Annotated in this window: 14 protein-coding genes; all 14 read left to right on the forward strand. The window is 37.8% G+C overall.

All coding sequences use genetic code 11. The features are described from left to right. Positions 1 to 64 precede the first annotated feature (64 nt). The 14 genes from GM552_RS02220 (at position 65) to GM552_RS02285 (ending at position 12,346) form a co-directional block, all read left to right on the forward strand. The gene (locus GM552_RS02220) at positions 65 to 778 is read left to right on the forward strand and encodes an energy transducer TonB (RefSeq protein WP_155565084.1); all 714 of its coding nucleotides are present in this window, start codon (positions 65 to 67) and stop codon (positions 776 to 778) included. Between the two features lie 86 nt (positions 779 to 864). Beyond that, on the forward strand, positions 865 to 1,074 hold the full coding sequence (locus tag GM552_RS02225) for a hypothetical protein (RefSeq protein ID WP_155565085.1): 210 nt from the start codon (positions 865 to 867) through the stop codon (positions 1,072 to 1,074). Positions 1,075 to 1,233: 159 nt separating this feature from the next. Beyond that, positions 1,234 to 2,187, forward strand: coding sequence for a MotA/TolQ/ExbB proton channel family protein (locus tag GM552_RS02230; RefSeq protein WP_230882730.1), 954 nt, complete (start codon positions 1,234 to 1,236; stop codon positions 2,185 to 2,187). Beyond that, complete coding sequence (locus GM552_RS02235) at positions 2,184 to 2,636, forward strand: biopolymer transporter ExbD (RefSeq protein WP_155565086.1); 453 nt, start codon at positions 2,184 to 2,186, stop codon at positions 2,634 to 2,636. The genes GM552_RS02230 and GM552_RS02235 overlap by 4 nt, the downstream gene beginning before the upstream one ends. Before the next feature lie 52 nt (positions 2,637 to 2,688). Next, the gene (locus tag GM552_RS02240) at positions 2,689 to 3,129 is read left to right on the forward strand and encodes a biopolymer transporter ExbD (protein ID WP_230873027.1); all 441 of its coding nucleotides are present in this window, start codon (positions 2,689 to 2,691) and stop codon (positions 3,127 to 3,129) included. A 29-nt stretch (positions 3,130 to 3,158) separates the two neighbouring features. After that, complete coding sequence (locus tag GM552_RS02245) at positions 3,159 to 4,391, forward strand: lipopolysaccharide assembly protein LapB (protein ID WP_155565087.1); 1,233 nt, start codon at positions 3,159 to 3,161, stop codon at positions 4,389 to 4,391. A 199-nt stretch (positions 4,392 to 4,590) separates the two neighbouring features. Further along, on the forward strand, positions 4,591 to 5,157 hold the full coding sequence (locus tag GM552_RS02250) for a NifU family protein (RefSeq protein WP_155565088.1): 567 nt from the start codon (positions 4,591 to 4,593) through the stop codon (positions 5,155 to 5,157). Positions 5,158 to 5,231: 74 nt separating this feature from the next. Then, the gene (locus tag GM552_RS02255) at positions 5,232 to 5,828 is read left to right on the forward strand and encodes a malonic semialdehyde reductase (RefSeq protein ID WP_155565089.1); all 597 of its coding nucleotides are present in this window, start codon (positions 5,232 to 5,234) and stop codon (positions 5,826 to 5,828) included. 4 nt (positions 5,829 to 5,832) lie between these two features. Next, a complete protein-coding gene (locus GM552_RS02260; protein ID WP_155565090.1) occupies positions 5,833 to 6,525 on the forward strand; it encodes a tRNA (adenosine(37)-N6)-threonylcarbamoyltransferase complex dimerization subunit type 1 TsaB in 693 nt (230 codons plus the stop codon). 21 nt (positions 6,526 to 6,546) lie between these two features. After that, positions 6,547 to 6,996: a ribosomal protein S18-alanine N-acetyltransferase gene (rimI, locus tag GM552_RS02265; protein WP_155565091.1), complete on the forward strand. Its 450-nt coding sequence runs from the start codon at positions 6,547 to 6,549 to the stop codon at positions 6,994 to 6,996. Positions 6,997 to 7,171: 175 nt separating this feature from the next. Then, a complete protein-coding gene (locus GM552_RS02270) occupies positions 7,172 to 7,615 on the forward strand; it encodes a Fur family transcriptional regulator (RefSeq protein WP_110438649.1) in 444 nt (147 codons plus the stop codon). A gap of 57 nt (positions 7,616 to 7,672) precedes the next feature. Then, a complete protein-coding gene (locus GM552_RS02275) occupies positions 7,673 to 8,521 on the forward strand; it encodes a GNAT family N-acetyltransferase (RefSeq protein WP_155565092.1) in 849 nt (282 codons plus the stop codon). A 62-nt stretch (positions 8,522 to 8,583) separates the two neighbouring features. Continuing rightward, positions 8,584 to 10,167: an apolipoprotein N-acyltransferase gene (gene lnt / locus GM552_RS02280; protein WP_155565093.1), complete on the forward strand. Its 1,584-nt coding sequence runs from the start codon at positions 8,584 to 8,586 to the stop codon at positions 10,165 to 10,167. Between the two features lie 25 nt (positions 10,168 to 10,192). After that, complete coding sequence (locus GM552_RS02285) at positions 10,193 to 12,346, forward strand: FUSC family protein (RefSeq protein WP_155565094.1); 2,154 nt, start codon at positions 10,193 to 10,195, stop codon at positions 12,344 to 12,346. Positions 12,347 to 12,384 lie beyond the last annotated feature (38 nt).

A 12,384-nucleotide genomic window follows, 5' to 3' on the forward strand; every position in this document is an offset into this window, starting at 1 on the left:
ATAATGATTTATCAGTGGATAAATATTGAAGATGAGTAATTTCACAGGAAATGGAAAATGATTCATGGTTAATCTTAATCAACGTCATCCTATTGAATCTATTGGTATTTTAATTCTTGTTATTTTGTTTCATATTTTTGGAATTCTTGGATTATTGTTTCTGATGCATTCCAATAAAAAAGAAGATATGCCTGCTCCATTAGAAATAAGGGTTGTAGATGTATCTTCCGCCGCATCCTCAGCTTCCGCACAGGTTTCACAACCACCTGCACCGGAAATGATTGTTCCACCTCCACCAGAGATTGAGCCCCCCCCAATCAATACAGAAGCCTCTGTACAACCTAAACCGCCTAAAATTGTAAAAAAACAAGTCAAAAAAAGGGAACCGGCTGCCCAACCTGCAAAAAGCTCGGCATCCGATAGTCAAAATCAAGGGAATATGAATGGTACATCTGGTGAGGGGATGTCGAATACTCCAAATGATGGTCCTCCTGACAGAAGTGCTGGCAGCCGTGCACTTAATGGTGTTAAAATGAATTATCCTCCTGATATGGAAGCGGCGGGTAAGGAAGGTCGGGTTATACTATCCTGTGATATTGAAGCGGATGGCCATACCAATAATTGTAATGTAATTGAAGCCAAGGGAGGAAACTCGTTTAAAGAAGAGGCTCTACGCTATGTGGCTTCTGCCCGTTATCGTCCAGCCACACGCAACGGTATGCCAGTAAAAGAGAAAAACCATCGTCTTACAATCAGTTTTAAATTAGGTGCTGGATAAATGGTTCATTTATTTTGGATTGGATATGTCAAGCAATCACCTTAAATGCAAATAAAGATAAAATTTCTTTAAATTTAGTTACGTTAATGTCGAAAAATATGAATAAGTTTACCAAACAAGATATTGGGCAGACCAATATTGATAATCCGTACTCTCATGATATGAATTTTTATGACAAAAATTTTAGGGATGGTTTAGTTGACGCTTTAAATATTTGTAAAAATATATTTAAGGAACATGATCGTTATGTCATTGGGTTATCAAAAATCAATCCCAGAGCGTCACCCATTCGATAGCAGATATGGTATATAGGTTTGAAATGAACCTAGAATCAATTATAAGTTGATGGTGTTTCATATCAATATAAAAATAAATAACAATGAATATGTTTGTGTTGTCTGATGTTGTTTAAAGAAATTACTGCCCAGTAAAATTAACGAAGGAATGTGTTAAATATGGAAAAAAATAAAAGTTTATTTCGATTGATTCGTTTTAAATTCACTGTGATTGCCGCATTTTCTGGAATGCTTTGCCTGTCAGGTATAAACAATGGTTTTGCGCAGCAGCCTCAGCAAAATATACCAACATCAACTGTACATGATAACTCCGCTTCTCAACCAATGCAAAATTCAGCGGGTAGCAACGTAAATCCAGTCGTTTCTTCGACCATAGACAATCCAGTAAAACCGGAAGCTGTCCCTCAATCATCAGAAAATCCATATGGTTTAAAAGCTTTGTGGAAAGCGGGTGATATTGTTTCAAGGATAACATTGCTTGTGTTGGCAATAATGTCAGTAGGGAGCTGGTATGTAATCGTTGCAAAAATTGTTGTCCAAAACCGTGTGACGCGTGCTGGAAAAGAAGTGCGTGAAAAACAGTTCTGGCAACAAAACACTTTAAAAAAGGGTACAGAGAGTTTAGGTAGTAATTCTTCCTATCGATATATTTCTGAAAATGGTATTGATGCATTGATGCATTATGAAGGCTCCTTGCAGGAAACGATTGATTTATACAGCTGGGTGTCCATGGCCTTACATAGAGCGCTTGACAAGATACAGGGACAATTGCAAGGCGGTCTGGCTTTTTTGGGAACGGTTGGATCCACTGCCCCTTTTGTAGGATTGTTCGGAACAGTCTGGGGTATTCATCATGCCTTGACCGCCATTAGTATCGCTGGACAGGCTACATTGGATAAGGTTGCCGGTCCTGTAGGCGAGGCTTTAATTATGACAGCAATTGGTTTGGCTACGGCTGTTCCTGCTGTTCTGGGATATAATTTCCTGGTTCGTCGCAATAAAGTGATTATGGATCAAACTCGCAATTTTGCTGCAGATGTTCAAACAGTCTTACTTGGGGGAAACCTGAATAATAAAAAAGCGATCCCCGAGCAAGGAAAGAGAGGCCCATGAGCTTTAATTTGAATGGTAATCGTGGTGTGAGGGATTTTATCAGCGCGGAAGGGGATAATGATGAGGTGGTATCCGAAATCAATACAACCCCCTTGGTTGATATCATGCTTGTACTACTGATTATCTTTTTAATCACTATTCCTGTTGCCACACACGCTGTAAAGGTTGATATTCCAGAACGTAACAGTCATTTAACTCAAACCAAGGTAGGAAATATAGCCCTTGTTATTAAGGCGGATGGTCAGGTATTTTGGAATGAACAGCTATTACCTGATGATAATGCATTAAAGGCAAAATTGGCTTCGGTAGCATCTTTACATCCTCAGCCCCAAATTCAAGTTTGGGGAGACATACAGGCAAAATTTGAGAAAGTTGGTCAGGTTATCCAGGATTGTCAGCAAGCCGGGATCAGTCGGGTTGATTTTATTACGAAACCAATTAGGAAATAGTAATACGGTATAGGGTTAAGCCAGATTATATGATTGAAAAGGATATAGTATAATGCGTTCATTACGTTCTGGACATGCTCGCAGAATCATGATTCAGCAAGGTGAAAAGGAAGAAGAGGTCATGGTAAATATTAACACGACTCCCTTGATTGATGTAATGCTGGTTTTATTGGTAATGTTGATTATAACTATTCCCCTACAGACGCAATCCGTACAATTGGCCTTGGGAAGAGCAGTTCCAGTAAATGAAACAGAACTTCCAAAAACGGTGACAATCGGTATTGATTTTGATAATAGTTTGTCGATTGATGATACTGCTATTTCCAATGAGGATGCGTTACTTGATCGTTTTCGTGAAATAGCTGCTAACTCTGACCAGCCAGTTGTTATCGTAAAGCCCAATCGATTGGCCAATTATAAAAATGTTGCCATTGTTTTGGCTGATGCCCAACGGTTAGGAGTAAAAAAGATAACAATTGCCAATCAACAGTAATGAATGAGGATAGATCGGGATATCAAACTATGAAACCTGTTTCTTTATTGCGAAATTTATGGATGGTTGCTTTATTGGGAACTGCTGGAGGTTTATATTCGGTTTCCATTGAATCCAAAGAAGTGGTAAGCAAAAAAATGGCTGCTCCTTTAAAAAACATAGAACATCTTATGAAACAGGGAAAGATTGCCCAGGCCAATGCTGCGCTTAAGGAAGTTCAGACAATTCCAAATCCTTCCACCTATGAAAAAAATATTATTGAACATTTGCGGATTGCTTTGGCAATCAAGCAGAATGATCTTGATGCAGCCTTTACCGGATATGATGAATTGATTAATTCCACACGTACGTCTGCATCCGAAAAAATTCAAATAAGAATGGCGCAGGCCAGCCTTGCCTATCGAGCTCGACAATATGTGAAGGCAATAGAATATATTAAACAGTATTTTTTGGTTGGTGGTACCAACACACACATGAAAACATTGCTGATCCAGTCATATTTTCTCAACAATAACTATAAGGAAGCAATGACAGCTCAGCAAAAACAAATAGATGAAGAAATAAAAAATGGTCAGGTACCAGCTGAATCCCAGTGGCAAATTATGGCTAATTGCCAAGAAAAACTTGGAGATCAGGATGGTTTGCGACATAGTTACACGCAATTGGCTATGCATTATCCCAAAGCCGAATATTGGGGGCATATTATGGCGGCACTATCATCCAGCCGTGATTTATCACCCTCTGTCAAACTTGAAATACTCAATTTGCGTTTTAACATGAATTTAATGAGGACCAGTGAAGAATATATGGAAATGGCGGAAGTGGCAATGCAAGCCAATATGCCGCATTTCGCATTGAAAATCCTTGCGGCTGGTTATGACAAGGGAGTATTGGGTACGGATCATAACTCGACACGTGTTATGAGACTTAGGAAATTTATTCGGGATAAAATTAACGAGAATAAATCAGCGTTACCTGCAAAATTGGAAGCTTTCGAAAAGGCACCAAATGGTGATGATATGTTGATACTTGGATATGATCAGGTTATGGACGGTAAAGGTCAGTCAGGTCTACTATTGATGAAGGAAGCACTGAAAAAAACGTTGAAAGATTCTAATGAGGCGTTGCTTCATTATGCTATGGCACAACTACAAGTTAACCAGAAAAATCAATCAATTCAAAATCTAAAATCTATTCAAGCACAGGGAGTTATAAAAGAAATTGCTGATTTATGGCTGATTAAATTACAGACAAAATCCTAAATCTTGAAATAGGATATATTGAAATACTAAGTAATTAATAATAATATGCTTTTTCGTGAAGAGGATAGTTTGCGATATTTTTAACAATTGTTTATTTATTTGTCTATTTTGATAAATCCACTTAAAAGGCATATTTCTTGATAGGTTTTTATTTGGGTAAAGCCTGTTTATTTAAGGTGGAGGGATTAAGGAACTGGGAATGCTTATTCATACGGAAGAAACACCAAACAGTCATGCATTGAAATTCATTTTGGGTAAACCGATCCTTGATTCGAACCAGACAATTGATTTTACGAATAAAGAGGCTGCAAATATGTCGCCACTCGCATTGAGCCTGTTTGATGTTGAGGGAGTGAAACGTGTTTTTTTTGGTTACAATTTTATTGTTGTAACCAAAGATGAGAAAGTTTCCTGGTATGGGCTGAAATCAGCGTTAAGTGCTATCATCATGGATTTTCTCTTGATGAAAAGACCCGTTCTCGATAAAATTTCAAAAGTCAATGTGATCGAGATGGAAGTTGCACCTGAGGATCAAGCGGTTGTTGAGCAAATAAAATGGATATTAGATACGGAAATTCGTCCCTCTGTAGCCAAAGATGGTGGCGATATCATATTTTACGGTTATAAGGATGGATGTGTTTATTTAAGAATGCAGGGATCCTGTCAGGGATGTCCCTCTTCAGCAATGACTTTGAAACATGGGGTGGAAGTGATTCTGCAGCGATATCTTTCTGAGGTTATTACTGTGGAGCAAGTAAGAATTTAATTTTATTTGCTAAAGAAAATATTAAAGAGATCTACGTCTCGAATCAATTCGGATGAATGAATTGGAAAAAAGAAATGGATGAAAAATCTTCCTTGCCTATGGAATGTCTGGATCGTCTTTTTAATTTGGCACGGACTCCCAGGTCTTGGTTAAATAGGGATGTGGAATCTTCCGTCTTGTATCAGCTTTATGATTTGGTAAAAATGGGTCCAACTTCTGCAAATTGCCAGCCGGCTCGGTTTACTTTTCTTAGTCATCCAGTAAGTAAGGAAAAATTGAGACCCGCTCTTACAGACGGGAATATTGATCTGGCACTATCCGCTCCTGTTATTGTTATTGTAGCATATGATCCAATATTTTATGAAAAATTACCGATTTTATATCCAACGGTTGAATTGAGATCATGGTATGCGGGAGACATGCCATTTGCTGAAGAGACGGCTTTGCGCAATTCTACTTTGCAGGGAGGATATATGATTGTTGCAGCTCGCTCATTGGGGCTTGATGTTGCTCCCCTATCGGGTTTTGACAATACAATGGTGGATCGACTGTTTTTTGAAGAACAGGGTTGGCATTCCAATTTTTTGATATGTTTGGGATACGGGAATAAGGAAAATATTGGGGAACGAAATGAAAGGCTTGCGTTTGAGGAAGCCTGCTTAATGTTGTAAATCTATGAAAAACGATAAAACAATTTTAGTCATTAATGGTGCCTCTGCATCTGAGCAGGCACCTAATTTTATTTCTGTTGTTGTTAAGGATCAAATATATAGGTTGGAATGTGAAAAAAAATCCTTTGAACGAGGTGCCCCAGAAAGATTTCCAATCTATTTCAATGAATTTGTACGGAACGGTTATTTAGTCGCTAATAAGATTGATCTTATTTCTATTATTATTGGACCTGGATCTTTTACAGGATTGAGGGCTTCCATTGCATTCTCATTGGGATTGCAAACAGGGTTACATTGTCCGGTTGTCCCTTTACGCCGTGGTGAGGCGATTTTTCCATATATCGAAAAAGACTATTCTGGTAAATTAGTTTGGCATATGACCCTGGCCCGAAGAAATAGGGTATTTATTGAAACCAATCAAAAATCTGAAATAAAAGCTTTCGATTTTGTTGATATACCCTGGCCGGAAGAAGAAGTTATTTTGTCAGGTGAAGCGTTTCCAATTATAGAACCTCTTATTCCAACAAAAGTCAATTGGCGCAAATCCTCTATAAATGAGGCGGATGCCGTTATGATGGCCAAGATTGCGGATCATTATGATCAGGGTGATAAAGTTACGAATAAACTCTATCCTTTATATATAGATCCTCCCAAAGCGAGTTTACCTGCTGGTGGACTGCGAAAAGCACCAAAATAAAAATGCCGAGAGAATGAAGTGATGCCAATACAATTTATTACAGAGGGAAATGGTTTAGAATATCCATTGGCATTATTACATCAATCCGCTTTTCCAGAACATGAATATTGGAAACCTGAAGATTTCAAAACACTGATGGCTTTACCTACACATTCTGCATGTGTCTATATGGATAAAGAAAATGTAATGCTGGGTTTTCTATTTTACTCCAAAATTATTGATGAAGCAGAAATAGTTACTTTTGCTGTTTCCCCCCCCTTTCAGGGAAGAGGGATAGGCAAGGCCATTCTTGAGCAATTTATAAAAAAAATGAAAATGGAAAACATCAGATCAGTTTTTTTAGAAGTTGCTGAAGATAATAAAAAGGCATATCAGCTTTATTGTAATTATAATTTTGAAGTTCAAACAAAAAGGGTTGATTATTATGGTAAAAATAAGAATGCTTATCTTATGCTGAAGTCTTTGTCCTAGAACGACTCTTGGTAAATAGAGAAATATATCTTTTTTAATGATTTGAATTAAGTTATAAATAGTTTGAAGAAAGCTATCTTTTGAAGTTATAATTTTTGTTGAAAATTGACTTGGCAATTGTCCGTATTCCAGTTAGGGCGCATATAGGCTTCTTTGTAATAATTGAATGAATTGTATGACACGTGAAAAAATGAATAATTTATCTCATATAGAACGGTTATGTATTAAGAAAGGTCTGAAAATGACCGGGCAGCGACGTGTTATTGCCCATGTTCTTTCGCATGCCCATGATCATCCCGATGTTGAAGAGTTATATCGACGGGCCTCAAAATTGGATAATAATATCTCTGTAGCCACGGTCTATCGTACTGTTCGTTTGTTGGAAGAAAAGGGTATTCTGGAAAAACATGATTTTGGTGGGGGACGTGCCCGTTATGAAGTGACTGAACAGGGAACGCATTATCATTTAATCGATGTTGATACTGGAAAAGTGATTGAATTTGAAGATCCTGAGCATATCAAGATGATTGAGATCATGGCGAAAAAATTAGGGTTCGAACTGGTTCAGCATCGGTTGGAACTGTTTGGGCGCCGTATTAAGACAGAACAAGATTCGTAATTTTTACAAGATATATATATAAATTATTTTGGTTTATGATTTATATAGAAAGAAAATATGCATAGGGAAAAGAGAAGCTGTTCTTTATCAACTTTAGAATTGAGAAGAGATAAATTTGTTGAATTACGTTCAGGTAGCCTAGGAGTCAGGTTGGCCGAGACAGAATCGGAAAAGGATGCAGCCCGAGCTTTACGTTATCGAGTGTTTTATGAAGAGATGGGAGCGATTCCTAACGAGAATATTCGTAATCTTAAAAGAGATTTTGATGAATATGATGAATTTTCAGATTATTTACTGGTAATTGACTATAATAAAATATCTGATCATGAGCGGGTCGTGGGAACCTATCGATTAATTCGAAAGGAAAATGCCGACAAGGCGGGTGGTTTTTACAGTCGTGCAGAATATGATCTTTCCGTATTACAGGAATATCCTGGCAATCTTTTGGAGGTCGGTCGCTCTTGTGTCCATCCGCAATATCGTAATCGATCCGCAATGCAGTTATTGTGGGAGGGAATTGCTGCCTATATTTTTTATTATCGAATAGATATCTTATTTGGTTGTGCCAGTTTCCCGGGAACAGACCCCGATCAATATGCCGAAATCTTAACCTATCTTTATCAAACTCAATTGGCACCCCCAGCTTTGTTAGTCAAGGCTTTGCCAGAGCGTCGTGTGGAAATGTTGCGTGTCGATCCGCATCATTTGGATCATTTTCGTTGCCGATTGGAACTTCCTCCTTTAATTAAGGGTTATTTAAGACTGGGAGGATATGTTGGGGATGGTGCTGTTATCGATCAGCAATTTAATACCACGGATGTTGCAATAATTCTTAAAACTGAACTCATTGCAGATAAATACTATCGTCATTATGAACGTCGTTTGAGAGACGCATTGGAATTTTGAATTATTCATGAAGTTTGAAAATTTATAAACTATTTTATAAAGTTATTTCATATATTAAGAAAATGGATTTTCATTTGGATAAATGGCATGACTTAAAAGGATGGCAAGGAGTATTGTATCTCACAGGTTTGGGAGGAATATCTGCCTTGGCTTTTCCACCCACCTATTTTATATTTATTTTATTTTTTTCATTTCCGTTACTTCTGCATTCAATTGATCGTTCCAAAAATTGGAAATGTGCCCTGATGAAAGGGTACTGGTTTGGTTTTGGTTTGCATACAATCGGATTATCGTGGCTTGTAAATGCTATACTGATACGGGCACAGGACTTTTGGTGGCTTGTTCCAATTGTATCTCCATTATGTGCGATATTACTTGCATTATGGACGGGTTTGCCTACGCTTTTCTATTATTGGATAAAGCCTTCAAAAAAATTGAAAATTTTTGTTTTCGCTGGTTTATGGTCCGTTTGTGATATGTCCAGAGCGGTGATGTTGCCGCCTAATTGGTGGAATCCTGTTTTGACAGGTTTTCCATGGAATCCTTTGGCCAGTACCTGGGAGATCCCTGGCAGGATAGGGGATATTTTTATCCAGACCGTTTCCCTTATTGGGGTGGATGGATTGACATTGATAACGGTTATTCTCGTCTTGCTTCCATTATATGGAAAAAAAGGATGGATGATTATCGCTGGAACTATTTGTGGTTTGGCTTTGTTTGGTTTTTACCGTTTGGCAGAAAAACCGCCTATTACAGATAATAATACACCTATTGTTGCCTTAATTCAGGGAAATATAGCTGAAGATGACAAGATAGCGAATACAGATCCTCGCCGAATTTTCCAGAAATACATGCAACTTACTTCGGATGCGATTGTTCAGGCGGTAACCTTGCGTCAAGAATTGGGGCAGTTTGAAAGACCTATTATTTATACCTGGCCTGAAAGCTCTTTTCCAGGGAGTATTCAATATGATGACGCAGCGAGAAAAGTTATGATGCAAAATAATCCAGATGCCTCTTTCGGTATTATAGGAGCCATCACCCAGCAAGAATCAAATGTTCTTTACAATAGTTTGGTAGTTTTAAGGCAACCGGATGGAGCGATTGATCATGTATATAATAAAGTGAAATTGGTACCTTTTGGTGAATCCCAACCTTGGTATATTCCATTTCATGTTGTACCTGGACAGGTTTTAACACCAGGTGAGGGAAATGTCACATTGAATTTATCAAGAGTAAGTTCTTTTGCACCATTAATATGTTATGAAGTTATTTTTTCGGGACAGATTCTTGATTATAAAAATAGACCAAAATGGATATTGAATTTAACAAATGATGCGTGGTATGGAAATTCTGCCGGTCCTAGGCAACATCTTGCTGCGGCAAGATTGCGTGCCGTGGAGGAAGGAATTCCAGTTGTGCGTGTAGCAAATACGGGAATATCAGCAGTTTATGATTCTTATGGAAGAAAAATAAGCCAGATTGACTGGGGCGTCAAAGGAGTAAGGGCGGTTGCGTTACCAGGAGCTTTGTCCTTTACGTTGTTTTCGTTGGGACATCGTTTTATTCCTTTTTGTTTGTCACTTATTTGTATTTTTACAGGAGTAGCAGGCAAATTCCTCTCGAGGGGGGAAATAATTAACTAAAGGGCTAAAGAACAAGGTTGTATGGATGGAGAATATTCGTTTAAAGTTGAATTGGTTTAAATTCAACGTTTTTTTACCAAATATACAATCTTTTAAATGGTTATACGCTCCTAAAAAAGAAGCCATTTTTTTCTCATTGCGAACAATCATTGCCTCTTTTCTTGCTTTGGCAATTTCCTTATGGATGGAAATGGACAGCCCCAAATGGGCTGTTATGACAGTATGGATTATTTCTCAAACCTCTCGGGGAGAGACGATAACCAAATCAAAATGGCGTATTGTGGGAACCATAGTCGGAGTTGTTGTTTCGGTTTTGATTGTTGCCGCATTCCCTCAGCAACCATTTTTATTTGAAATATGTCTGGCTTGCTGGATAGGGGGCTGCTGTTTTTTTGCAAGCCTAATCCGTAGCTCTAGTTCCTATAGCGTTGTCTTGGCAGGATATACCTGTACAATTATCGCTTTTACAGCAAGTTCTGATCCTGAAAATGTGTTTATGCTGGCAATGTCCAGGGGCACTTATATTATTTTAGCTGTATTGTGTCAGGATTTAGTTGAACGTATTTTTGCTTATAATCAGGAGAAACAAGCTCGATCTAATATTGAGAAGAATATGTTAATGGCCATAACAGGAGCCCTTAATGTTATCAAGGATGTTTTTAATGGTGATTATCAGGCTGTCTACCGGGTAAGGGAAACCTTTTCTGCTATTGCTGCAACAAGAAATACCCTAGAATTCAGAAAAGCTGAAATGACTGGTAACGATCATATGATTGACCATGTTCATGCCACTTTGTTTTCTGTAGTCATTGTTTTGACTAGATTAATGAATCTAGTGCTTTACATGCGGGAATTCAAAGAGGCAGGAAATGACTTCCATAGTATTTTTTCGCAAGTTCATACTTATGTTCAATCTCTGATTCAATTTATAAATAAGAATATGGATTTTAGAGCGCATATGCAAAAGCTTGCCGATCTTCGTTGGGAATGTCGACAGATTATTGCCAATCATATTTTTCATGATACGGCTTTAAACTATTCAGATCGTGAATCTATTGAAAAACAGTCTTTTCTACATCAAAGAATTTTATATCGGGCTTTAAGTGAATTATTGGGCGAGTTGGAAGTGGTTTTAAGGGAATACAGAATGGTTCACAATCCTCCCCTGCATGACCGTTTTACATTTAGAATGCCTCCACTGCTTAATTTCAGATTAGCCTGGTCGAATGGATTGCGTGTTTTTTTGGTGGTGATTTTGTGTTGTCTGATTTGGGAAGTTACTGCCTGGCCTAATTTTACAAATGCTCTCGGATTTTCCTGTATGATTTGTGGCCGCCTATGCCTTTTTGAAAATAGTTATAAATTTTCATTGGATTTTCTAAAAGGCACAGTTTTGGCCATGATTGTCAGTGGTATTATGAATGTTACTTTAATTGCGTCAGCAAATACGATTGAGTTGCTCTGTATCGCTTTTTTCATTCCAGCTTTTATCGGGGGATTGGCGATTTATAATTTGCCAACCCGTGGTATAGGGATGAGTTTCACAATCTTTTTATCATTGATGCTGGTTGTTGATAATCAGGATAAAATGAACGAACTGACTTTTTTCAATACGGCTTTTGCCACTGTGGCAGTGGCAGCGATTGCTATTTTTTCATTCCGATATATCGCACCATATTCACCAATTCAGGTGCGAAAATCAATTCGTCAAAGAATGATAAAAGATATTCATACCCTGCCAGTATTATTGACCATTCCTCCGGCAAGAAAATGGCTTGCGGTAACGACGGACTGGTTTGTTTCATTGATGAGGCAGTTTGACCCCACTAAGGAGCTAACACTGATTAGACGGTATAATCAAGGTGCATTGGCGGTAATGGTTATCGGGATTAATATTATTGAAATGAGAAAAATGATCATTCATGACATTTTACCTGAGGATGTCAAAAATCAATTGCGTGTTGTTATTAGAAGAATAAGTCATTTTAAAGGAGGGCATCATGTCAGGACTGTCTTGATCATTAAAAGTGCTATTCGACGTTTACAGTACAGGGAAAGTCATGAAAAGAACCTTGCACAAAGACTTGAAATCGGTACGGCAATTGCATGTTTAATACCAATACATTATGCATTGGAAAAAAATCTTACATTTTTCAATTTATCATACAGTGATAATTAATGTGCCCCTGTTATGATTAATAATTTTAATTATTGAAT

It is taken from the genome of Commensalibacter sp. ESL0382, assembly GCF_009725775.1.
In the GTDB taxonomy this organism is placed as follows: Bacteria; Pseudomonadota; Alphaproteobacteria; order Acetobacterales; family Acetobacteraceae; genus Commensalibacter; species Commensalibacter melissae.

Coding starts and splice junctions, on each gene's coding strand:
- GM552_RS02270 (WP_110438649.1), top strand. CDS start 7,172: ATGACACGTGAAAAAATGAATAATTTATCTCATATAGAACGGTTATGT.
- GM552_RS02225 (WP_155565085.1), top strand. CDS start 865: ATGTCGAAAAATATGAATAAGTTTACCAAACAAGATATTGGGCAGACC.
- GM552_RS02255 (WP_155565089.1), top strand. CDS start 5,232: ATGGATGAAAAATCTTCCTTGCCTATGGAATGTCTGGATCGTCTTTTT.
- GM552_RS02220 (WP_155565084.1), top strand. CDS start 65: ATGGTTAATCTTAATCAACGTCATCCTATTGAATCTATTGGTATTTTA.
- GM552_RS02230 (WP_230882730.1), top strand. CDS start 1,234: ATGGAAAAAAATAAAAGTTTATTTCGATTGATTCGTTTTAAATTCACT.
- GM552_RS02285 (WP_155565094.1), top strand. CDS start 10,193: ATGGAGAATATTCGTTTAAAGTTGAATTGGTTTAAATTCAACGTTTTT.
- GM552_RS02275 (WP_155565092.1), top strand. CDS start 7,673: ATGCATAGGGAAAAGAGAAGCTGTTCTTTATCAACTTTAGAATTGAGA.
- GM552_RS02240 (WP_230873027.1), top strand. CDS start 2,689: ATGCGTTCATTACGTTCTGGACATGCTCGCAGAATCATGATTCAGCAA.
- GM552_RS02245 (WP_155565087.1), top strand. CDS start 3,159: ATGAAACCTGTTTCTTTATTGCGAAATTTATGGATGGTTGCTTTATTG.
- GM552_RS02260 (WP_155565090.1), top strand. CDS start 5,833: ATGAAAAACGATAAAACAATTTTAGTCATTAATGGTGCCTCTGCATCT.
- GM552_RS02235 (WP_155565086.1), top strand. CDS start 2,184: ATGAGCTTTAATTTGAATGGTAATCGTGGTGTGAGGGATTTTATCAGC.
- lnt (WP_155565093.1), top strand. CDS start 8,584: ATGGATTTTCATTTGGATAAATGGCATGACTTAAAAGGATGGCAAGGA.
- GM552_RS02250 (WP_155565088.1), top strand. CDS start 4,591: ATGCTTATTCATACGGAAGAAACACCAAACAGTCATGCATTGAAATTC.
- rimI (WP_155565091.1), top strand. CDS start 6,547: ATGCCAATACAATTTATTACAGAGGGAAATGGTTTAGAATATCCATTG.